This window comes from Amycolatopsis sp. A133, from assembly GCF_031082405.1.
GTDB lineage: Bacteria > Actinomycetota > Actinomycetes > Mycobacteriales > Pseudonocardiaceae > Amycolatopsis.
In genome coordinates this window covers 14208-35331 of the sequence record NZ_JAVHJU010000041.1, presented here as the reverse complement: position 1 = coordinate 35331, position 21124 = coordinate 14208, and the positions used below count along the sequence as shown (strand labels likewise).

Annotated in this window: 24 protein-coding genes and 1 pseudogene; 11 read left to right on the top strand and 14 right to left on the bottom strand. The window is 73.2% G+C overall.

The genetic code is table 11. The features are described from left to right. Nucleotides 1–9: 9 nt before the first annotated feature. From bluB to cbiE, 5 genes are all read right to left on the bottom strand, one after another. Complete coding sequence (bluB, locus tag Q5425_RS26265) at nt 10–669, bottom strand: 5,6-dimethylbenzimidazole synthase (protein WP_308674974.1); 660 nt, start codon at nt 667–669, stop codon at nt 10–12. Further along, nucleotides 666–1385, bottom strand: coding sequence for a cobalt-precorrin-6A reductase (locus Q5425_RS26260; RefSeq protein WP_308674973.1), 720 nt, complete (start codon nt 1383–1385; stop codon nt 666–668). Before Q5425_RS26260 ends, bluB begins: the two co-directional genes overlap by 4 nt. Continuing rightward, a complete protein-coding gene (locus tag Q5425_RS26255; RefSeq protein ID WP_308674972.1) occupies nt 1382–2398 on the bottom strand; it encodes a Gfo/Idh/MocA family oxidoreductase in 1017 nt (338 codons plus the stop codon). The genes Q5425_RS26260 and Q5425_RS26255 overlap by 4 nt, the downstream gene beginning before the upstream one ends. After that, complete coding sequence (gene cobM / locus Q5425_RS26250) at nt 2395–3156, bottom strand: precorrin-4 C(11)-methyltransferase (RefSeq protein WP_308674971.1); 762 nt, start codon at nt 3154–3156, stop codon at nt 2395–2397. The genes Q5425_RS26255 and cobM overlap by 4 nt, the downstream gene beginning before the upstream one ends. A 235-nt stretch (nt 3157–3391) precedes the next feature. Continuing rightward, nucleotides 3392–4576, bottom strand: coding sequence for a precorrin-6y C5,15-methyltransferase (decarboxylating) subunit CbiE (gene cbiE, locus Q5425_RS26245; RefSeq protein WP_308674970.1), 1185 nt, complete (start codon nt 4574–4576; stop codon nt 3392–3394). A gap of 68 nt (nt 4577–4644) precedes the next feature. Here cbiE and Q5425_RS26240 point away from each other — a divergent pair, with 68 nt between their 5' ends. The 5 genes from Q5425_RS26240 (at nt 4645) to Q5425_RS26220 (ending at nt 10026) form a co-directional block, all read left to right on the top strand. Continuing rightward, complete coding sequence (locus Q5425_RS26240) at nt 4645–6600, top strand: putative cobaltochelatase (RefSeq protein WP_308674969.1); 1956 nt, start codon at nt 4645–4647, stop codon at nt 6598–6600. Continuing rightward, a complete protein-coding gene (gene cobO / locus Q5425_RS26235) occupies nt 6600–7214 on the top strand; it encodes a cob(I)yrinic acid a,c-diamide adenosyltransferase (protein ID WP_308674968.1) in 615 nt (204 codons plus the stop codon). The genes Q5425_RS26240 and cobO overlap by 1 nt, the downstream gene beginning before the upstream one ends. Nucleotides 7215–7219: 5 nt before the next feature. Next, nucleotides 7220–8545, top strand: a complete 1326-nt coding sequence (locus tag Q5425_RS26230) for a cobyrinate a,c-diamide synthase (protein ID WP_308674967.1) — start codon at nt 7220–7222, stop codon at nt 8543–8545. Next, a complete protein-coding gene (cobC, locus tag Q5425_RS26225; protein WP_308674966.1) occupies nt 8532–9587 on the top strand; it encodes an Rv2231c family pyridoxal phosphate-dependent protein CobC in 1056 nt (351 codons plus the stop codon). Before Q5425_RS26230 ends, cobC begins: the two co-directional genes overlap by 14 nt. Nucleotides 9588–9669: 82 nt before the next feature. Then, entirely contained in the window at nt 9670–10026 is a 357-nt protein-coding gene (locus tag Q5425_RS26220) for a VOC family protein (RefSeq protein WP_308674965.1), read from the top strand. On the opposite strand, the gene Q5425_RS26215 is transcribed toward Q5425_RS26220, so the two are convergent. Further along, a complete protein-coding gene (locus Q5425_RS26215; RefSeq protein ID WP_308674964.1) occupies nt 10010–10708 on the bottom strand; it encodes a YafY family protein in 699 nt (232 codons plus the stop codon). The two genes, Q5425_RS26220 and Q5425_RS26215, sit on opposite strands and share 17 nt — an antisense overlap. 80 nt (nt 10709–10788) lie before the next feature. Between Q5425_RS26215 and Q5425_RS26210 the strand changes: the two genes are divergently transcribed. The 3 genes and pseudogenes from Q5425_RS26210 (at nt 10789) to Q5425_RS26200 (ending at nt 11661) form a co-directional block, all read left to right on the top strand. Beyond that, nucleotides 10789–11208 (top strand): IS5 family transposase, encoded by a 420-nt coding sequence (locus tag Q5425_RS26210; RefSeq protein WP_308674963.1) that lies wholly within the window; start codon nt 10789–10791, stop codon nt 11206–11208. A 20-nt stretch (nt 11209–11228) separates the two neighbouring features. After that, nucleotides 11229–11390: pseudogene (locus Q5425_RS26205) on the top strand (IS5/IS1182 family transposase); the annotation flags it as partial. 148 nt (nt 11391–11538) lie between these two features. Beyond that, nucleotides 11539–11661: a hypothetical protein gene (locus Q5425_RS26200; RefSeq protein ID WP_308675087.1), complete on the top strand. Its 123-nt coding sequence runs from the start codon at nt 11539–11541 to the stop codon at nt 11659–11661. A 15-nt stretch (nt 11662–11676) separates the two neighbouring features. Here the strand turns inward: Q5425_RS26200 and Q5425_RS26195 are convergent, their stop codons facing one another. From Q5425_RS26195 to Q5425_RS26175, 5 genes are read right to left on the bottom strand one after another with little or no spacing between them, the layout of a single operon-like run. Then, on the bottom strand, nt 11677–12156 hold the full coding sequence (locus tag Q5425_RS26195; protein ID WP_308674962.1) for a hypothetical protein: 480 nt from the start codon (nt 12154–12156) through the stop codon (nt 11677–11679). Next, nucleotides 12153–12662, bottom strand: coding sequence for a SigE family RNA polymerase sigma factor (locus Q5425_RS26190; protein ID WP_308674961.1), 510 nt, complete (start codon nt 12660–12662; stop codon nt 12153–12155). Before Q5425_RS26190 ends, Q5425_RS26195 begins: the two co-directional genes overlap by 4 nt. A gap of 14 nt (nt 12663–12676) precedes the next feature. Continuing rightward, nucleotides 12677–13393, bottom strand: coding sequence for an adenosylcobinamide-GDP ribazoletransferase (locus Q5425_RS26185; RefSeq protein WP_308675081.1), 717 nt, complete (start codon nt 13391–13393; stop codon nt 12677–12679). A 23-nt stretch (nt 13394–13416) separates the two neighbouring features. After that, nucleotides 13417–14430 (bottom strand): nicotinate-nucleotide--dimethylbenzimidazole phosphoribosyltransferase, encoded by a 1014-nt coding sequence (gene cobT, locus Q5425_RS26180; RefSeq protein WP_308674960.1) that lies wholly within the window; start codon nt 14428–14430, stop codon nt 13417–13419. A 13-nt stretch (nt 14431–14443) separates the two neighbouring features. Then, nucleotides 14444–15085 carry a bifunctional adenosylcobinamide kinase/adenosylcobinamide-phosphate guanylyltransferase gene (locus Q5425_RS26175; RefSeq protein WP_308674959.1) on the bottom strand — a complete coding sequence of 214 codons (642 nt, stop codon included), beginning with the start codon at nt 15083–15085 and terminating at the stop codon, nt 14444–14446. A gap of 35 nt (nt 15086–15120) precedes the next feature. Here Q5425_RS26175 and Q5425_RS26170 point away from each other — a divergent pair, with 35 nt between their 5' ends. Together Q5425_RS26170 and Q5425_RS26165 are read left to right on the top strand one after the other, a co-directional pair. Beyond that, entirely contained in the window at nt 15121–16044 is a 924-nt protein-coding gene (locus Q5425_RS26170; protein WP_308674958.1) for a cobalamin biosynthesis protein, read from the top strand. Next, nucleotides 16041–17522 carry a cobyric acid synthase gene (locus Q5425_RS26165; protein WP_308674957.1) on the top strand — a complete coding sequence of 494 codons (1482 nt, stop codon included), beginning with the start codon at nt 16041–16043 and terminating at the stop codon, nt 17520–17522. Before Q5425_RS26170 ends, Q5425_RS26165 begins: the two co-directional genes overlap by 4 nt. A 52-nt stretch (nt 17523–17574) precedes the next feature. Here the strand turns inward: Q5425_RS26165 and Q5425_RS26160 are convergent, their stop codons facing one another. Continuing rightward, nucleotides 17575–18324 carry a CbtA family protein gene (locus tag Q5425_RS26160; RefSeq protein ID WP_308674956.1) on the bottom strand — a complete coding sequence of 250 codons (750 nt, stop codon included), beginning with the start codon at nt 18322–18324 and terminating at the stop codon, nt 17575–17577. 19 nt (nt 18325–18343) lie between these two features. Next, complete coding sequence (locus Q5425_RS26155; RefSeq protein ID WP_308674955.1) at nt 18344–18553, bottom strand: CbtB-domain containing protein; 210 nt, start codon at nt 18551–18553, stop codon at nt 18344–18346. 194 nt (nt 18554–18747) lie between these two features. Here Q5425_RS26155 and Q5425_RS26150 point away from each other — a divergent pair, with 194 nt between their 5' ends. After that, complete coding sequence (locus tag Q5425_RS26150) at nt 18748–19644, top strand: ROK family protein (protein ID WP_308675080.1); 897 nt, start codon at nt 18748–18750, stop codon at nt 19642–19644. Between the two features lie 44 nt (nt 19645–19688). Here the strand turns inward: Q5425_RS26150 and Q5425_RS26145 are convergent, their stop codons facing one another. Beyond that, entirely contained in the window at nt 19689–21086 is a 1398-nt protein-coding gene (locus Q5425_RS26145; RefSeq protein WP_308674954.1) for a peroxidase, read from the bottom strand. Between the last annotated feature and the right edge of the window lie 38 nt (nt 21087–21124).

The following is a 21124-nucleotide window of genomic DNA, read 5'->3' as shown; positions in this document are numbered from 1 at the left end:
GCTAACGGGTCAGACCCCGGCGGCTGACGCAGCCCCCGGGTCACGCGGGGTGAACCGTCCGTGGTGTACCGCCGCCGACAGGGGACGGCGGCTGCGCCAACCGTGGCGTTCCAGGTCCGGGACGGTTTCCAGCCGGCTCACCGGGCCGGCGCACAGCCACGCGACCGGCCGGATGCCGCCGGGGATGCCGAGCAGCTCGCTCAGGAACGGTTCGCGGTAGAAGCTCACCCAGCCGATGCCGAGGCCTTCGGCGGTCGCGGCGAGCCACAGGTTTTGGATCGCCAGGCACACCGAGTACAGGCCGGCGTCGGCGATGGCGTGCCTGCCGAGCACGTCGGGCGCGCCGCGCGCCGGGTCGTAGGTGACGACGATGCCGAGGCTCGCCTCGAGGATGCCCTCGACCTTGATGTTCGCGAAGGTGCTCGCGCGGTCTTCGCCGAGCTGCCCGGCGAAGACCTCCCGCTCCTCGTGGACGTGCTTGGCGAACTTTTCGCGCGTCGCGACGTCGTCGACCAGCACGAAGTCCCACGGCTGGGTGAGCCCGACGCTCGGCGCGGCGTGCGCGGCCTCGAGGATCCGCGTCAGCGTGGCTTCGGGGACCGGCTCACCGGTGAACTCGCCGCGGACGTCCCGCCGCTTGCGCAGGACCTCGTAGAACTCTTCGATCATCGGTGCAGGACCCATTCGACGGCTTCGGGGACGGTTTCGGCGATCTGCGTGCCCGGCCTGGACGGGCGCCGGATCACCAGGACGGGCTTCCCGAGTTCCCGGGCCGCCGTCAGCTTCGCGCTGGTCTGCGCACCGCCGGAGTCCTTGGTGACCAGGACGTCGACCCGGCGCAGCAGCTCGCGCTCGGCGGCCACCTCGTAGGGCCCGCGGGCGAGGATCAGCTCGTGGTGCCGCGGCAGCGGCGGCCCGGGCGGGTCGACGCAGCGGATGAGGAACCACAGGTCGTCGAGGTGCGCGAAGGCCGGGAGGCCCTGGCGGCCGCTGGTGAGGAACACGCGTTCGCCGAGGCCGGGGAGCTGCCGGGCGGCGTCGGCGAGGTCGTCGGCCCAGTGCCAGACGTCTTCGGGGCCCGGCCGCCAGCCCGGCCTCGCGAGCCGGAGGAGGGGCGTTTTGGTCAGCTCGGCCGCCTTCGCCGCGTTCGCGCCGATGCGCTCGGCGAAGGGGTGCGTGGCGTCCACGACGGCGTCGATCCGGTTTTCACGCAGGTATAGCGCGAGACCGTCCGGGCCGCCGAAGCCGCCGACGCGTACTTCGCCGACCGGGAGCCTTGGCCGCTCGACGCGTCCCGCCAGCGAAGAGACAACGCGGACATCGCGGGTGGTGAGCTCTTCGGCGAGCTGCCGGGCTTCGCCGGTTCCGCCGAGGATGAGGATCACGAGGAACGCCCGTAGCCGACGGCTTCGCGCCAGCGGTCCAGCGTACGCAGGTTGGCGAGGGTCTCCGCCCAGCTCAGCTCGGGCGACTGGCGGTCTTCGACGTGTGCGGCGACGTGGTCCGCTTCGCGCGCGAAGACCCCCTGGGTGGCTTCGACCTCGATGACCTGCGGCTCGCCGCCGGCCGGGGTGAGGATGATCTGCGAGACGCCGGGGTCGCGCAGCGGGTGGATCCACGCGGGCTGCGGGATGTGGAGCTGCCCGGCCGAGCCGAAGACGCGGATGCCGTCCTCGCGGGTGAGCCGGATCCCGCACGAGATCGTCGCGAGGATGTCGCCGGGCAGGCGCAGCAGGCCGGTCGCCCACTCGTCGACGCCGGTGGCGGACAGGTGCGCCATCCCGCTGACCTCGGCCGGCTCGACGACGTCCTGCCCGGTGGCGGCTTGCGCGACCAGCCGGGCCAGCGACGTGCAGTAGCAGCCGACGTCGAGGATCCCGCCGCCGCCGAGCGCCGGGTCGGACAGGCGGGCGGTCTCCTCGGGGTTGCTGTCGAACGAGAAGGTCGTGTCCACCGCGCGGACCTCGCCGATCGCGCCGGAGGAGATCAGCTCGACCAGCCGCCGCGTCTGCGGGTGCAGCCGGTACATGAACGCCTCCATCAGGAAGACGTCGTGCGCGCGCGCCGCGGCGATCACCTCCTCGGCGTCGGCCGCGGTGATGGTCAACGGCTTCTCGCACAGGACGTGCTTGCCCGCTTCGGCGGCGGCGATGGCCCACTGCTTGTGCAGCGCGTGCGGTGTCGCGACGTACACGGCGTCGACGTCCGGGTCGGCGAGGAGCTCTTCGTAACTGCCGTAAGCCTTCGGGATGTCGAAGCGCGTGGCGAACTCCCGCGCCCGGCCGGCGTCCCGCGCCGCGACGGCGGCGAGCACGCCGTGTTTGCTCTCGTCGACGCCCGCGGCGAAGTGGGCGGCGATGGTCCCGGCGGCCAGCAGGCCCCAGCGAAGTTCCGTCACAACGACTCCGGTTGGTTCGCCCGGTCACGGGCACTCGAGTAGAGGAAGCTGTCGGGAAAGTTCGTCGCGGCGAGCACCCGCCCGACAAAAATGGTGGCGGCGCGCGTCATCCCGGCCTCGCGGACCAGCGCCGGCAGTTCGCCGAGCACCCCGCGCACGACGGTCTCCCCGGGCTGGCTCGCCAGCGCGACGACGGCGACCGGGCAGTCTTCGCCGTAGTGCGGCTTGAGCTCACCGGCCACCCGCTCGACGTGGTTGATCGCAAGGTGCAGCGCGAGGGTCGCCCCGGTCGCGGCAAAGGCGGCGAGGGTCTCACCGGAGGGCATCTTGGTGGAGCGCGCCTGAACCCGGGTGATCACCAGGCTCTGCCCGATTTCGGGCACGGTGAGTTCCCGCTGCAGCACCGCGGCCGAAGCGGCGAAGGCGGGCACGCCGGGAACGACCTGGTACGGCACCCCGGCGGCGTCCAGCCGCCGCATCTGCTCGGCGACGGCGCTGTAGAGCGACGGATCGCCGGAGCACAGCCGCGCGACCTCGTGCCCGTCTCGGTGGGCCGCCACCATCCGCGCGACAATCGCCTCCAGCGCGAGGTTCGCCGTGTCGACGAGCTCGGTGCCCGGCGCGCAGTACGCGAGCAGATCGGTGGGCGTCATGCTGCCCGGGTAGAGGCAGATGTCGCAGCGGGCCAGGAGGTCCCGCCCCCGCACGGTGATGAGGTCGGCGGCACCGGGCCCGGCGCCGATGAAGTACACGGTCATCGGTCGCTCCGCAGGGTCTGGTGTGCGGCGCCGGCCGGTCGGGGCCGGCCGGCCGGTGTCGCGGCGCCGGTTGCGTGTCCGCGACGGCCGGCGAGGCCCGTTGTCGCCGCCCGCTGCACGCGACGGCCCGCAATCCGTCGGATGCCTGCCGCAGCGGCGGTCATCGGCTGCTCCACAGGGCCGGGCCGGTGCAGCGGCCGTCCGTCCGTCGAGCCGTGCCGTGGCGCAGCCCCGGTCACCGGTTGCTCCACTGCGTCACCACCCGCGCCGGAGTCCAGCCCGTGAAGCCGCCCAAGGGGGCCGCCCGCTCCACGCCGATCCTCAGCAGCTCTCCACCGTGCTCCTCGTACGCACGGGCCAGGACCTGCTCGGCCTCCAGCGTCACTCCGTGCGCCACCACTCGCGCGCCTGTCGCCACGCACGCGTCCAGTACGCCCGGCGCCGTCACGCCGCCTCCGATGAAGACCGCGTCCGGTGCGGGCAGCGCGCTCAGCGCTTCCGGTGCTTCCCCCGTCACCACCTCCAATTCCGGTACTCCCAGATCCAATGCGTTCCGGCCGATGCGTTCGGCCCGCTCCGGAGAGCGTTCGATCGCGACCGCCCGGTTCAGCCCGTTCAGCCGTGACCACTCGATGCCGACGCTGCCCGCGCCCGCGCCGACGTCCCACAACAGCTCGCCGGGACTCGGCGCGAGGCGGGCCAGCGCCGACACGCGCAGGTCGCGTTTCGTCAGCTGCCCGTCGTGGGCGTACACGTCGTCCGGGATGCCGATCAGCGGCAACGCCGGACCCGCGCACTCCAGCGCGAACACCGTCAGCGGCCCGGGATCGCCGGTCCAGCCGTCGGTGATGCGCTCGTCGGGCCCGCCCAGGTCCGCCAACGCGATCAGCTCGCTCTCGCCGTAACCCCGCACGGTGAGCAGGGAGCGCAGAGCGGGCGCGTCGGCACCCAGGACGAGCACTCGCCGGCGCGGCGCCAGCACCCGGGCGACGCGGGCGGACGACCGGCCGACGATGGTGACCACCTCGGTCTCCTCGGCGGACCAGCCCAGCCGTGCCCGGGCCAGTGTCACCGAGGAGAGCGCGGGCAGCGCTTCGACCTCGTATCCATGGGCCACCAGTGTGGCACCCACCCCCGACAAAAACGGATCGCCGCTGGCCAGGACGCAGATCCGGGCGCCTTCGTGCTCGGCGATGACCGCGTCCAGCGCGGGCAGCAGCGGGGTCGGCCACGGCTCACCGCGGACACCCTCGGGCAGGTAGCCCAGCTGCCGGGGCGCACCGAGCACGACGTCGGCGGCGAGCACCGCGGCCTTCGCCTGCTCCGACAGGCCGGGCCAGCCGTCGGCTCCGATCCCCACCACGGTGAGGCGGGTCGCGGAGCCCTCCTCCGCAGCGGATCGACGTGATGTTTCGCGCACGATTTCCCACCCTAAGCGAGGCGGGCGCTGTGCGATGATCGGCCGGTCGCCGAGCCGGAGGAGCGCTGTTGAAGCCGTACCCGTTCACCGCCGTCGTCGGGTTGCCCGACCTGCGCCTGGCGCTGGTCCTCTCGTCGATCTCGCCCGCCGTCGGCGGGGTGCTGGTGCGCGGCGAGAAGGGCACCGCGAAGTCGACGATGGTCCGCGCGCTCGCGGGTCTGCTGCCCGGGGTCGACGTCGTCGACGGCTGCCGGTTCTCCTGCGACCCCGCGGCTCCCGACCCCTGGTGCCCCGACGGCCCCCACGACGGCGCGGGCAGCCACCGGCGTCCGGCGAAGCTGGTCGAACTCCCGGTCGGCGCCGCGGAAGACCGCGTGATCGGCTCGCTGCACCTGGAACGCGCGCTCGCCGAAGGCGTCACGGACTTCCAGCCGGGCCTCCTGGCCGCCGCGCACCGCGGGCTGCTGTACGTCGACGAGGTCAACCTGCTGCACGACCACCTCGTCGACACCCTCCTGGACGCCGCTGCGATGGGCCGGGCGACCGTGGAACGCGAGGGCGTCTCCGTGTCGCACGCGGCGCGGTTCGTGCTGATCGGCACCATGAACCCGGAAGAGGGCGAGCTGCGGCCGCAGCTGCTGGACCGGTTCGGGCTGACCGTCGAGGTCGCCTCCAGCCGCGACCCGGAGCAGCGCGTCGAGGTCGTCCGGCGCCGCCTGGCCTACGAAGCCGATCCCGACGCCTTCGCCGCGCAGTACGCCGGCGAAGACGCCAAGCTCGCCGCGGACATCGAAGCGGCGCAACGGCTTCTGCCCGCCGTCAAGCTCCCCGACGACGCTCTGCGCCAGATCGCCGAGGTCTGCGCGTCCTTCGAGGTCGACGGCATGCGCGCGGACATCGTCACCGCCCGCACCGCCGTCGCGCACGCGGCCTGGGCCGGCCGCGACGAGGTGACCACCGAAGACGTCCGCGTCGCCGCGCGGCTCGCGCTGCCGCACCGGCGCCGCCGCAACCCCTTCGACGCGCCCGGGATCTCGGAAGAGCAACTGGAACAGGCCCTTCAGGACGCCCAGCCGCCGGAGCCCGGCCCCGAGGACGACGGACCCGGCTCGGGCTCGAAACCCGAGGAAGCACCTCAGGAAGCGCCCCAGGACGTCCCGCAGGGCAGCCAAGGCGAGCCGCAGCAGAACGCGGGCGGACAGCAGAAGACCGTAGGCGCCGGCGACACGTTCAAGGCGCGCGTCTTCCGCGTCAAGGGCATGGGCGAAGGCGAGCGCGGACGCCGTTCGCGCGCCATCACCGACAGCGGCCGGACCATCGGCGTCCAGCCGGGCAGCGTCCGCGAAGGCCGGCCGCACCTGGTCGCGACCGTGAAAGCCGCGGCGCCGCACCAGAAAGCCCGCGGCCGCGTCGGAGCCGGGCTCAAGCTGCGTCCCGAGGACCTGCGGTTCGCGCTGCGCGAAGGCCGCGAAGGCAACCTCGTCCTGTTCTGCGTCGACGCGTCCGGCTCGATGGGCGCGAAGGCGCGGATGCGCGAGGTCAAGTCGGCGGTCCTGTCGCTGCTGCTGGACGCCTACCAGCGCCGCGACAAGGTCGGGCTGGTGACTTTCCGCGGCGACGCCGCCGAACTCGCGCTGCCGCCGACGATCAGCGTCGACGCGGCCGCGTCCCGCCTCGAAGGCCTGCCGACCGGCGGCCGGACGCCGTTGGCCGAAGGGCTCCTGGAGGCGGCCCGGGTGCTGCGCGTCGAGGAGATCCGCGACCCCCGGCGGCGCCCGCTGCTGGTCGTCGTCACCGACGGCCGCGCCACCAGCGGCCCGGACGCCGTCGCGCGCGCCCAGGCCGCGGCCGGGCTGCTGGCCGGCGTCACGGCGATCGTCATGGACTGCGAGAGCGGCAAGATGCGGCTCGGGCTGGCCGCCGACCTGGCCACGCACCTCGGCGCCGAGCACGTGCCGCTGGGTGACGTCGCCGCCGAGTCCCTCACGAGCGCCGTGCGCGCCCGGACCGGAAAGGCCGCCTGATGCCGCAGGGCAAACCCGAAGCCGTCCCCGACGACGGGCTGACCACGCGTCAGCGCCGCAACCGGCCGCTGCTCGCCGTGCACACCGGCGAGATGAAGGGCAAGTCGACCGCCGCGTTCGGAATGGCGCTGCGGGCCTGGAACCAGGGCTGGTCGATCGGCGTGTTCCAGTTCGTCAAGTCGGCGAAGTGGCGCGTCGGCGAGGAAGCCGCGTTCCGCGCGCTGGGGAAGCTGCACGACGACACCGGCCAGGGCGGCCCGGTCGAGTGGCACAAGATGGGCGAAGGGTGGAGCTGGGCGCGCAAGTCCGGCACCGAAGACGACCACGCGGAGAACGCGCGGGAAGGCTGGGCGGAGATCAAGCGCCGCCTCGCCGCCGAGACGCACGGCTTCTACGTCCTCGACGAGTTTTCGTACCTGCTGAAGTGGGGTTGGCTCGACGTGGACGACGTCGTGTCCACCTTGGTCTCGCGGCCGGGGCACCAGCACGTCGTCATCACCGGCCGGTACGCGCCGCCTGAACTCGTCGAGGCCGCCGACTTGGTCGCCGAGATGACCAAGGTCAAGCACCCGATGGACGCCGGCCAGAAGGGCCAGCGGGGGATCGAGTGGTAGCGCGCGTGGTCGTCGCCGCGCCCGGCTCCGGGCACGGCAAGACCACGATCGCCGCCGGGCTGATGGCGGCGCTGCGCGCGGCCGGGCACCGGGTGTCCGGGCACAAGGTCGGCCCGGACTTCATCGACCCGGGCTACCACGCACTCGCGACCGGGCGGCCGGCGCGCAACCTCGACCCGTTCCTCCAGGGCGAGGAGCAGCTGGTTCCGTTGCTGCGGCACGGTTCCCGCGGCGCCGACATCGCCGTGATCGAAGGCGTGATGGGCCTGTTCGACGGGGCGCTGGGGACCGAGGGCTACGCCTCGACCGCGCACGTGGCCCGGGTCCTGGACGCGCCGGTGGTGCTGGTCGTCGACGCGTCGGCGGCCTCGCGCAGCGTCGCCGCGACGGTACTGGGCTTCGCCCACTACGACAACCGCGTGCGGCTCGCCGGGGTCATCCTCAACAAGCTCGGCTCGCAGCGGCACCTCGACGAGATCGCCTCCGCGCTGGAAGCCACCGGCGTCCCGCTGCTGGGAGCGTTGTACCGCAACGAGGAGATCCACGCGCCGAGCCGTCACCTCGGGCTCGTCCCGGCGGCGGAACGGGCCGCGGAGGCGCAGCACGTGCTGCCCGCACTCGCCGCGTGGGTGCGGGACGGCGTCGACCTCGACGCGATCGTCCGGATCGCATCCGGCGCTTCGCGGCTTTCGGCGCCGGCCTGGGAACCCTCCGGTGTGGATGGTCCACAAGTGACGGTCGCGGCCGCGGGCGGCCCCGCGTTCACCTTCCGCTACACCGAGAACATCGAGCTGCTGGCCGCGTGCGGAGTCGAAGTCGTGGACATCGACCCGCTGCGAGACCGCGCCCTGCCCGACGGGTGCGCCGGTCTCTACTTCGGCGGCGGGTTCCCGGAGGTGCACGCGGCCGAGCTGTCGGCGAACACGGCGTTGCGGGCCGAGGTGGCGTCCGCGATCGGCCGCGGGATGCCGGTGAGCGCCGAGTGCGCGGGACTGCTGTACCTGTGCCAGTCGCTGGACGGCGTGCCCATGGTCGGCGCGGTGCCCGCGGACGCCAAGATGACCGCCCGCGGCAAGCTCGGCTACCGGCGCGCGGTCGCCGTCGAGGACAACCTGCTCGCGACGGCCGGCCAGCGCGTCACCGGGCACGAGTTCCACCGCACCGAGGTGACGCCTTCGCACGGCGCTTCGGCGGCCTGGGGCTGGGACCGGCAGCTCGACGGCTTCGCGTCGCCGACGTTGCACGCGTCTTACCTGCACGTCCACTGGGCCGGATACCCCGAGCTGGCCCAGCGGTTCGCGGCCCGGGTCCGGGCGCATGGCTGTGTCTGATTCCGCCTCCGCGGGAGGGAGCACGTCGGCGGGTTTCGACTTGCACCACCACGGCGACCGCGAGGTCGGGCCGGGCCTGGTCGATCTCGCGGTGAACGTCCGGCTGCCGCGACCGCCATCGTGGCTGCGGCAGGAGCTGGCGTCCGCTTTGGACTCGCTGGCCGCCTATCCGTCCACTGAGGACGCTGTGCACGCGGTTGCCGCACGGCACGGCCGTCCGCACGAGGAAGTCCTGGTCACGGCGGGAGCGGCGGAGGCCTTCACCCTGCTGGCCTCGGCCTTCCGGCCGCGCCGCGCGGTGGTCGTGCACCCTCAGTTCACCGAGCCGGAGGCCGCGCTGCGCGCCGCGGGGCACGCGGTCGAGCGGGTGATCCTGTCCGAAGAGGACGGCTTCGTGCTCGACCCGGCGCTCGTGCCGGGCGACGCTGACCTGGTGTTCGTCGGCAACCCGACCAACCCGACGTCGGTGCTGCACCCGGCGGCGTCGCTGCGTGCCCTGGCGCGGCCCGGGCGGCTGCTGGTGGTCGACGAGGCGTTCCTGGACGCCGTTCCCGGCGAAGCCGAGAGCCTGGCTTCCGGCCACGTGGGCGTCGTCGTCCTGCGCAGCCTGACCAAGACGTGGGGCCTGGCCGGGCTGCGGGCGGGGTACGTGCTCGCCGAGCCGGCCGTCGTCGCGCGGCTGCGGGCGGTCCAGGTGCCGTGGTCGGTGTCCACTTTGGCCGGGGTGGCGACGGTGGCGTGCTGCCGCCCGGCCGCGGTGGAGGAGGCCGAAAAGCTGGCGGTGGCCGCGGAAGCCGACCGCGAGTACCTGGTGTCCGGCCTGGCCGCCGAAGGGGTCGACGTGCTGGGCGACCCGCGCGGCCCGTTCGTGCTGGTCCGGATTCCGGGTGGGGCAGCGCTTCGCGAGCGGCTGAGGGAAGCGGGCTACGCGGTGCGGCGAGGGGACACGTTTCCGGGTCTGGGCCCGGACCACCTGCGGCTGGCGGTCCGCGACCGCGCGACGACGGACGCGTTCCTGGCCACTTTCCGCGAAGTTTCGTAAACACCGACAGGGGGTTGTCGCCACCGGCGTCGAGAGTGGGCGGTGACCGGGAAACACCCGGCGTGGCAGCGGAAGGAACAACATGCCCGGATTCAACGACGTTGCCTGGTTCGAGATCGGTGCCGCGGACCCGGCGGCCGCCGAACGGTTCTACGGTGACGTTTTCGGCTGGAAGACCGCCCAGGACGAGTCGGCGAGCACCGATCCGGCCTACCGGGTGATCAACACCGGCGGCTCGCGCGGCGGGCTCGCCACCGGAACCGAGGACTACGCGATCTTCACCGTGCTGGTCGAGGACGTCGAAGCCGCCTGCAAGCGCGCCGAGGCGGCCGGCGGCCGGGTGCAGCGGCCACCGGCGGTCAACCCCGTCGGGGTGACGTTCGCGCACCTGCTCGACCCGGCGGGCAACCGCTTCTCGGTGTTCACCCCGCCAAGGTGAGCTGCTCGACGTCGCCGTACGGGATGTCGAGGTCCTCGCGGCGCAGCCGGCGGAACGTCGGCACCTCGGCCGTGACGGTCACCGAGGTGATCCGATCGGTGCGGAAGACCCGGATCTGCCTTCGAAGCCGGCACCAGGACACGAGGTACCAGTGGGTGGGCTTGCCGACGTAGGCGAGCGGTTCGATTTCGCGCTGCGTCACGGCGCCTTCGCGGTCGGCGTACCCGATGCGCAGGACACGGCCGGCCTCGAGCGCGTCGGCGATCTTCCGGGGCATCGGCGGCGGCGACGGCCTGCCGAGCAGGTGGACGCGGGAGGCCAGCTCGCGGGCCTCGGCGGCGTCTTCCTCGTGCATCGCCGCGACGAGCTTGCGCAGGGCCGACCTCGCTTCCGCGCGGAACGGGGTGCCGTCGAGGTGTTTCAGCGCGACCGCCATGGCGACGGCCTCGCCGGGGGTCAGGTTGACCGGCGGCATCGTGTGCGCCTTGTCGAGGCAGTAGCCGCCGGTGCGGCCCGGCTCGGCGTAGATCGGCGTGCCGGACTGCTGCAGGGCGCTGATGTCCCGTTCGACGGTGCGGACGCTGACCTCGAATCGGTCCGCGAGCCAGCGCGCGCTGCGTGGCCGCGGCGAGATGGCGCGGAGTTCTTCGACGATGGCGTAGAGACGGTCGGTCCGGTTCACACGGATCACTGTAGGAAGGAGGTACGACAGTTTGGGCTAGGGCGTGTCCTGTAAGTGGTTGAGCTGGGCTTCTGGTATCTATGCGCGGTGTTGGTCGCGGTGAGTTGACGGACAAGGCGTGGGCGGTGATCGAGCTGCTGCTGCCGCCGCAGCAAGGCGGCGGGCGGCGGTGGCGGGATCACCGGCAGGTGATCAACGCGATCCTGTGGAAGCTGCACACCGGCGCTCCGTGGCGTGACCTGCCCGACCGCTACGGGCCCTGGAAGACCGCGCATGAACGGCTGTGGTTGTGGACCAAAGACGGCACCTGGGACAGGATCCTCGACCGGGTGATCGTCAAAGACGACGCCGTCGGCGACCTCGAGTGGATCGTCTCGGTGGACTCGAGTGTGGTCCGGGCGCATCAGCATGCTGCGGGCGCCTGGGAAGGGGATGCAGCGACGGGACCGAAGTCCTCGTCCTCGACGGGGAAGGACTCGGCCGGTCTCGCGGCGGGTTGAGCACCAAAATCCACCTGGCCGTGGACGGGCGTGGGCTGCCGATGCGGTTTCTGTTCACCCCGGGTCAGGTCGGGGACAACCCGCAGCTGGTGCCGTTGCTGTATGGCATCAGCGTCGCCCATCTCGGGCCGGGGCGTCCGCGGTGCCGGCCGGAGGCGGTGATCGCGGACAAGGCGTATTCGCATCCCTCGACCCGCCAGGCTATGCGGGAGCGCCGCGATCAGCTTCGTCAGCCCCGAACGCGAGGACCAGATCGCCCACCACAAGAGCAAAGGTTCCCGCGGCGGGCGGCCACCAGCCTTCGACGCCGAGGTCTACAAGCAGCGCAACGTGGTCGAACGCTGCTTCGACCGGCTCGAACAGTTCCGCGACCTGGTCACCCGCTACGCCAACCGCGCCGCCTACTACCAGGCCGAACTCATCATCGTCGCCGTCGTCCTCTGGCTCCGATGACTTACAGGACAGCTCCTAATCGCAGAGCTGCTTGAACTCCGTCGCGCCGGGCCGCAGGCGGAACCGGACTTCGTGGCCGAGGCGGTCGCGGAACACCGCGGAGCCCGGTGGGCCGAGCGTCATCGTGCCTTCCTGGTACGGATTGTCCCAGCCGGGAGGCGCGCTGCGGGCCGGGCCGATCAGCGGCGTCTCGGCCTCGTAGAAGCCGGCGCCGATCTTCGCCTCGTCGACCCCGCAGTGCGTCAGGAGCGCGAAGTTCGGCAACGTCACCAGGGTGGGGGGAGGGGGAGGGGGCGGGGTGGCCGGGGGCGCGGGTGCCGGCCCGGGCCGGGTGGCGACGAGGACGATCACGCCCGCCACGAGCACCGTCGCGGCCGCGGCTGCCAGCGGGGCCACCAGGCGCCGCCGGGGTGCCGGGAACGGCGCCGGTGCCACGTCCACGGTGTCGGCGAGGGCGTGGAAGGCGCGTCGCAGGCGGTCCTCGACGTCGGTCATCGGAGTTCTCCCTGCAGCTTGGCCAGCGCGCGCGACGCACAGGTCTTGACGGTGCCGCGCGAGACGCCGAGCGTTTCGGCGATCTCGGCTTCCGACAGCCCGGACCAGTAGCGGAGCACGAGCACCTCCCGTTGCCGGCGCGGCAGCCGGCGCACGGCGGCCAGCACCTCGCGGTGTTCCTCGTCGAGCAGGACGCCGGTGTCCGCGGGTGGCACCTCGTCGCGGTCGCCGGTGCGGTGCCGCAGCCGCCGTGCTGCGCGCCGCTGCGCGGAGCGGGCGCCGTTGACGACCGAGACGCGGAGGTAGCCGCCCGCTCCGGCCGGGTCGTCGAGCGGACGGCGGCGGAAGAGCGCGAGGAAGGCGTCCTGCACGACGTCTTCGGCGAGCCCGCGGTCGCCGAGCAGCAGCACGGCCAGCCGGACCAGGCCGGGGCGGTGCGTGCGGAACAGCTCTGCCGGGTCCACGGCCGTCTCGGTGTCCAGGGTGACCTCCTTCACCTGGTACACGCCGGGCGCCGCGCCTAGGTTGACAACGCGAGGAGAGCGGCCGCGACGGCGGCTTCGACGCCCGCCCCGAGGACGTCGCCGGTGACGCCGCCGAGCCGCTTGGTGCATCGCCACAGGAGCGCTCCGGCGACGGCGTAGGCGAGGGCGACCGCGAGCGGCCCGCGCCACCACGGCAGGCCGGGGAGCAGCACGGCGAGCCCGGCGGCGGCCACCCCGACGGCGATGGCGGCGGCGCGCGGCACGGATCCCGCGACGGTGGCACCGAGTCCCTCCGGCCGGGCGGGCGGAACCCCCCGCGCGCACGCCATCGACAGCGTGCACCGGCCCAGGAGAACCGCGGCGGCCGCCGTGACCGGGCCGGCGGTGCTCAGCGCGCCGACCTGGACGAGGAGAACCAGCACGAGGGTCGCGACGCCGGTGGGGCCGGAATCGCCGCGCCGCATGACGTCGAGGGCTTTGGCGCGGTCGTAGGAGGCACCGAGGCCGTCGGCGGTGTCGGCGAGCCCGTCGAGGTGCAGGCCCCGGCTGCCGAGCGCGACGGCCCCGAGGGCGAGCGCGGCGGTGGCGAGCCCGGGCAGACCGGCAGCGGAACCCGCCCAGACGATCCCCCCGGCCGCGGCGGCCAGCGGGACGGCGGCGAGGGGAGCGAGCACCATGGCCCGCCCGGCCACCGGCCGATCGATGACGCGCGGCGCCGGGACGGGCACGGTGGTCAGCGTTCCGACGGCCATCCGCGCGGCATCGGCCCAGCGGCTCAAGCCAGGTCCGCCAGCAAGCCCATGTCGGCCAGGATCGCGCGCGCCGCTCGCAGCGTCGGTACCGCCTGCACCGCTCCGCTGCCCTCGCCGAGCCGCATCCCGAAGTCGAGGATCGGCTCCAGGCCCAGCGCCTTCAACGCGAACGCCTGCGAAGGCTCGGTCGACCGGTGCCCGGCCAGCCACCACCGCTCCGCTCCCGGCGCGATGTCCCGCGCCACCAAGGCCGCCGCGCCGGAAAAGACGCCGTCCAGCAGCACCGGGATCCCGAGCACCGCCGCCTGGACCAGGAAGCCCGCCGTCGCCGCGGCGCACGCGCTGCCCACCGCCGTCAGCCTCTCGAACGGGTCCTCCGTGCGGCCCGTCGTCCGCGCCAGGGCCGCCTCGACCGCCGCCGTCTTGCGCTGCAGGCCCGCCGCGTCGACTCCGGTGCCCGTGCCGACCACCTCCGCCGCGGGCAGGCCCAGCGAGGCCGCCACCAGTGCCGCGCACATCGCCGTGTTGCCGATCCCCATGTCACCCGGGATCAGCACGTCCGCCTCGCGCTCCTCCAGGGCGATCGCCCGGCCCGCTTCGAACGCCGCCCGTGCTTCGCCCGGCAGCAGCGCGTCCTCGACGTCGATCGAGCCCGAACCGCGGCGGATCTTGTGCGCCGTCACCGACGCCGGTACGTCCGCGCCGTCCCAGTCGACCGCGATGTCCGCGACCCGCACACGCGCCCCGACCTGGGCGGCCAGCACGTTCACGCCGCTCTTGCCGGCCAGGAACACCCGCACCATGGCCGCGGTCACCTCACGCGGGTACGCCGAGAGCGCCGACACACCGTGGTCGCCCGCGAAGACGACCACGCGGACGTCGTCCAGCGGGCGCGGTGGCACCGTGCCGTGGGCCGCGGCCAGCCAGGCGGCGATCTCCTCCAGCCTGCCCAGCGCGCCGAGCGGCTTGACCAGGCCGTCGAGCCGCTCCTGCGCGGCGGTGCGGGCGGCGGGGTCGGGCACGGGTACGTCGAACACGGGCGCCTCCTGGTTACAGGTCGAGCGCCCGGCCCGCGACGACCAGCACGACCCGGTCGGCGTCGGCGGACACCCGGTTGTTGAGTGCGCCCAGCACATCACGGAACAGCCGCCCGGACGACGTTGCGGGCACCACACCGCTGCCGACCTCGTTGCTGACCGCCACCACCGGCACCCGCGCCGCGGCCCACGCGGCCAGGAAGTCCTCGAGCCGGTCGTCGAGGCGGAGCTCCCAGCCCGGCTTCTGCCGCCACGCGCCGACGTCGTCCAGCACGCGGGACAGCCACGTGCCGAGGCAGTCGATCAGCAGCGGTTCGGTCGCCGTGCGCAGGATCCCGGCCAGGTCGGTGGTCTCGACGGTCTTCCAGTTCGCGGGGCGCCGCGCCTGGTGCGCGGCGACCCGCGCGGCCCATTCAGGGTCGTCTGCGCCCGCGGGCAGGCCGGGCGCGACGTAGACGAGGTGCGGGTGGTGGGCGACGAGCCGCTCGGCGTGCCGTGACTTCCCCGAGCGGACGCCGCCGAGGACCAGCACCTTGCTTTCGTCGCGCCCGTACCGGCGGAGGGCGCGGGCCAGGGTTTCGAGATACCCGGCGAGCCGGTGGGTCAGCCCCGCCGACGTACGCTTTCGCGCGGAGGCGGCATCGGACACAGTCATACCGGCATTCTGGTGCACGCGCTACCGTGCGCCACGTGCCACTCCGTCTAGGGACAACCACGACCGGGCTCGTGACCGGATATGTAACCGACGCTCTGTTCGGTGACCCCCGAAAGGGGCATCCGGTGGCTCTGTTCGGTACCACCGCGGCCCGCCTGGAACACCGTCTGTGGGCTGATTCGAAACCGCGCGGAGTCGCGTACGCGGCGTTGTGCACCTTCGGCGCCGTTGGCCTCGGCGTCGCGCTTCAGACGGCGACGCGGCGACACCCCTTCGCGCGCTTCGCGGCGACAGCTGTCTCTACGTGGGTCGTACTCGGCGGACGCGGGCTCGCCGACGAAGGCGCCGGAATGGCGAGGCTGCTCGAAGCGGGCGAAGTGCCCGAAGCGCGCGAGAGGCTCTCGCACCTCTGCGCGCGCGACGCGACGACGCTCGACTCCGCCGAGCTGACCCGTGCAGCCACGGAGTCGATCGCCGAAAACACCTCGGACGCCGTGGTCGCGCCGCTGTTCTGGGGCGCCGTCGCCGGGATGCCGGGCCTCCTCGGCTACCGCGCGCTCAACACGCTCGACGCGATGGTCGGCTACCGCTCGCCGCGCTACCGCCGCTTCGGCTGGGCCGCGGCGCGCGCCGACGACGTCGCCAACCTGGTGCCGTCGCGGATCGGGGCGGTGCTCACGGCGTTGTGCGCGGGCGGCCGGGCGCGGGAGTCCTGGCGGGTGTGGCGCCGCGACGGCGGCCGGCACCCGAGCCCCAACGCGGGCCAGGTGGAGGCGGCGTTCGCGGGCGCGCTGGACATCCGGCTCGGCGGGACGAACAGCTACGGCGGCGAGGTGGAGAGCCGGGCCCGGCTGGGGGAGGGCCGGGACCCGGAACCGGTCGACTTGAGACGCGCGGTGCGGTTGTCGCGCCGGGTGGGTGCGGCCGCGGTCGCGCTGGCCGCGGTGGTGGCCCGGTGAGCGGGCTGCTCGTCGCCGGGACGACCTCCGATGCCGGGAAGAGCCTGGTCACCGCCGGGATCTGCCGCTGGCTCGCGCGCCAGGGGGTGCGGGTGGCGCCGTTCAAGGCGCAGAACATGTCCAACAACTCGATGGTCTGCGGCGACGGTGCCGAGATCGGCCGCGCCCAGTGGGTGCAGGCGCGCGCCGCGGGTGCCGAACCCGAGGCTGCGATGAACCCGGTGCTGCTCAAACCGGGCAGCGACCGGCGCAGCCACGTCGTCGCGCTCGGCAAGCCCTTCGGCACCCTCGAAGCGGGGGAGTACGCCACCGGCCGGGCCGGGCTGGCCGAGATCGCGTTCGGTGCCTTCGAGGACCTCAGCGCGCGCTACGACGTCGTCGTCTGCGAGGGCGCCGGCAGTCCGGCGGAGATCAACCTGCGCGGCGGCGACTACGTCAACATGGGGCTCGCGCGGCGGTTCGGGCTGCCGGTGCTGGTTGTCGGAGACATCGACCGCGGGGGCGTGCTGGCGGCGATGTTCGGCACCCTCGCGCTGCTCTCGGCGGAGGACCAGGCGCTGGTCGCGGGCTGGGTGGTCAACAAGTTCCGCGGCGACGTCGGGTTGCTGCGCCCCGGCCTGGACAGCCTCGAGAAGGTCACCGGGCGGCCGGTGCTGGGCGTGCTGCCGTGGCTGGACCGGGTGTGGCTCGACTCGGAGGACGCCCTCGCCGCGGCGGGCTGGCGCCGCGAAGCGCACGGCGGTGGCCTCACCGTGGCGGTCGTCCGGTTCCCGCGCGCGTCCAACGCCACCGACGTCGACGCGTTGGCCGCCGAGCCCGGGGTCACGGTGACGTTGACCGCCGACCCCGACGTGGTCGCGACGGCGGACGTCGCGGTGCTGCCCGGCTCGCGCGCCACCGTGAGCGACCTGGCCTGGCTACGGGACCGCGGCCTCGACACGGCGGTGGCGGCCCGGGCCGCCGCGGGCCGCCCGGTCCTCGGCATCTGCGGCGGCTACCAGATGCTGACGGAGTCCATTGTGGACAAGGTCGAATCCGCCGCGGGCGAGGTGCCGGGCCTCGGCCTCCTGCCGGCGCGGGTGACGTTCGCCGCGGAGAAGGTGCTCGCGCGGCCCACGGGGCAGTGGCGGGGAAACCGGGTGGACGCCTACGAGATCCACCACGGCTCGGTGACCACCACGAGTGCGGCGGAGTCCTTTTTGGATGGCCTGCGCGCGGGACCGGTCTGGGGCACGATGTGGCACGGCGCGTTCGAGAACGACGCCTTCCGCCGGGCGTGGCTCACCGAAGCGGCGGCGCAGGCGGGGGTCGCCTGGACCCCGGCCCCGGACGCCCCGGGATTCGGCGAGCTGCGCGAGGAGATGCTGGACAAACTGGCGGACGCGATCGACGAGCACTTGGAGACGGCGGTGCTGCGCACGCTGCTGGAGCGCGGAGCACCGCCGGACCTGTCATTCGTCCCGCCGGGCGCGCCCTAGCAGTTCTCGACCTCCACGGCCGCGATCGGCGCGTTCGATGCGCTCATTCGGCTCAAGCCGCGACGGCGGTCCGCCGGTGCAGCGCCTTCTCCGCGAACGCGCCGAACGCCAAGCCCAGCGCCAGCCACAGCGTCACCTGCGTCCCGACCGACGCCGTCCGGAAACTCCACAGCGTCGAGGCCGGGAACGTGTCCGGGACCTCGTCGACCACCGGCATCAGCCAGGCCACGACGCCGATCACGACGAGGTAGCCCGCCGCCGCGAGGAGGAAGCCGTTCCACGCGCCGAGGCGGTCCGCCAGCTTGCGGCCGAACACCGTGGCGAGGATGCCTGCGAGCAGCGAAACCGCGACGAATCCGAAGTAGAGCTCGGTCCGGGAGCCGATCGTGCCCGGCCGGCCCACCGCCGGCGGGTTGGCCGGGTACTTCAGGAACGGCACCAGGAACACCACGGTGAACGCGCCCGCGGTGAGCAGCAGCGCCGTCACCCGCGGGCGCAGCGAGCCGAGCCGTCCCTGGGCGAACGCGAACGCCAGCGAGAGCAAGCCGCCGATCGCGACGCCGTACACGAGCACGCCGGTCAGCAGCCCGAGGGTGCTCTGGACGTCCCGGGGGACCAGCTCCTCTTCGTGGGAAGTGTCCGCAGGGGCGGAAGCGTCGTGCGAGTGCGCATGGCCGCCGGAATCCTCGAGCCCGATGGCCGCGTTCACCGACGGCTCACCGAAGGCGTAGGCGAACCCGAACGCGAGCACACCGGCGATCAGGCCCGCGAGCATGCCGCGGACCAGCAAGGTCTTCATCATGGGAGTACGTGCCCGCCGATCAGTGGCAGGGGAAGGCCAGCAGGTGCCGGCCGTCGTGCACGAACTCGTGGACGTACATGTTCGCGAACACCGCGGTGGCGCCCTGCTCGGCGCTCACGAAGTAGAGCGCGATCAAGGCGAGGAGCACCACGAACACCGCCCACGGCACGATCTCACGGATCGGGATGCGGATCGGGAGCGGAACGGCGGGAACTGCCGTCTGGGTCATGAGCGTGGCCTCCTCGGGCTTTCGCGGCCTCATCGGGGTCGGTCACGACGGTCCGGGTCTGGCTTCCCCCTGGCGGGGGTCACAGTGGCGCGACCGCGCGGACTTTCACCGCGTTCCGGAATCCGTCGTCTGGCCGGTTGAGCGTAGGTCCGCCGTTCGGGCCGCGTCAATGTGACAATGCCGCGGTGACTCGAATGGTGGCGGCCCTCGACGTGGGCGGGACGACGATCAAGGCGGCTCTGCTCGACGAGCAGCTCCAGCCCAAGGCAGCACTGCGCGCGGAGACGGCCCGCAGCGCGGACGGCACGGCACTGGCCGCGCAGACCGCGGACATCGTGGCCGCGCTGGCGGAGCAGGCGGGCACCGGGCAGCCGGCGGCGGTCGGCGTGGTCGTGCCCGGGATCGTCGACGAGCAGACGCGCGTCTGCCACTTCTCGGCCAACCTCGACTGGCGCGAAGTCCGCTTCGGCGAGCTCCTGGAAGACCGGCTCGGGCTGCCGGTGGCGTTCGGCCACGACGTCACCGCGGGCGGTATCGCCGAGTTCCGGGTGGGCGCGGGCCGCGGCGCGACGAACGCGGCGTTCATCCCGGTCGGCACCGGCATCGCGGCCGCGTTGCTGCTCGACGGCCGGATCCACCGCGCGCACGGGCAGGCCGGCGAGGTCGGGCACATCGACGTCGGCCACTCCGGCAAGTGCGGCTGCGGTGCGACCGGCTGCCTGGAGGCGATTTCGTCGGCGGCCGCGATCGCCCGCCGCTACACCGAGCGCACGGGCCGCGCGGCCGACGGCGCTCGTGAGGTCGTCGAGCTGGCCCGCCGGGGTGACGAGGTCGCGGTCGCGGTCGTGCAGGACGCGCTCGACGGGCTCGGCCACGGGATCCGGACGCTGCTGACGTTGCTGGGCCCGGAGGTGATCGTCCTGGGCGGTGGCCTGTTCACCGCGGCCGACTACGTGCTGGAGCCGGTGCGGGAGTGGCTGGCCGCGCACCTGACGTTCCAGAAGATGCCGGAGCTGCGGATCGCCGAGCTGGGCGACGAAGCCGGGCGGCTGGGCGCCGGTCTGCTGGCCTTCGACCTGCTCGAAGCCTGACGCCGTCGAGGCCACCACCCGGGGCCGGGTGGTGGCCTCGACGATCAGAGTGCGCGCAGGAAGGCCAGCGACGGCATGAAGAAGTACTCGCCGCCCCGCAGCGTCACCGACTGCGGGACCGGACCGGCCGTCCGCTGCGCCGAGCCGCCCCAGTCCACCGTGTAGTCCGACGAGCCGCGCTCGCCCTGGCCGATCACCGGGTCCAGCCCCGGCGTGACGCCGTCGACGATCGGGAAGCCCGGGTTGTCCGCCCAGACCGCCTGCGTGAACTCGAACTGGTTGCCCAGTCGTGAGTTGAAGGCCATGAACAGCAGCCCGACGCCGCCGCTCGGCCGCGCCGCGGGCGGCACTTCGGCGTTCGGGTCGTCCGGGCGCTCCCCGTACGTGACGCCGCGGCGGGCCATCAGGTGCCGCCGCTCGCCGGCCGGGTCTTCGGCGCCGCCGGAACCGCGCGGGTTGGTCTTGCGGATGTGCGCCTGGAACGGGCACTTCAGCGCGGCGCGGTCGCTGTCGTAGGTGAAGTTGTTCGACACCGGGCTTTCCGCGCCGTCTTCCCGCTGGGTGGTCAGCGGCGTGCCGTCCTCGAACCGGCCGATGAGCATCGCCCCGGCCCGCTCGCGGTCTTCGCCGGTCAGGCCGAGCGTGTCGGCCAAGTCCGCTTCGGCCTGCTTGAACCGCCGGACGTTCTGTTCCAGTTTGCGGAAAACGAAATAGCTGCCGAAATGCACTCCGGGATCCGGCGCCGCGGTGTCCGGCACCAGTACCTGCTCGAGCGGCGCCGCCGGGTTCCACACGTTGATGCCGTCGGTGTTGTTCTTCTCCGCGTCGACGTCTTCGGTGAGGAACAGCGGCTGGCTGCGGCCGTCGACGTACCCGAAGTGCTCGATCCCTTCGCCGCGCGCGTTGACCCGGCCGAGGCCGGTTTCCTCCGCGAGCACGGTGGCCGAGTCCGGCAGCAGGCCGAGGAGTTCGTTGCGGCGTGCGGCCATTGCTTTGTCGGTGGCGTCGCCGACGAGCACAACGGCGTGGATTTCCCCGCGGTAGCCCGGATCGAACGTCGAGCGCGGCGGGTCGTTCAGCTTCCGCCGCGTGTCCGGTGCCGTCATCCCGCGCAGGAAAGCCTCGTCCTGCGGGAAGTTCTCGACGCCGAGAGCGTGGTAGCCGGCCGCGGTGAGCCCGACCCCGACGTACGGCGTTCCCGCGGCGTCCCCGGCCTTGAACGCGCCGACCTCGTCGAGGTGGGCCTTGGCGGACTTCATCTTCCCGGTGACCGAGACGAGGAAGGCCCTCGCCTCCGCGGCGTCCCCGAAGGACAGGAACAGCGCGGACAGGTGGTCGCGGACGTGGGCCTTGAGGATGTTCGGCTGCAGTTCGCCGAGCATCGTGGCGGCGTCGCCGGTCGCCGTGGTCCAGGACAGCGTGGTGGACAGATCGACACTCATTCGGGTCCCCTCCCGTGTGAAAAAAGCCCGCCTCTCGG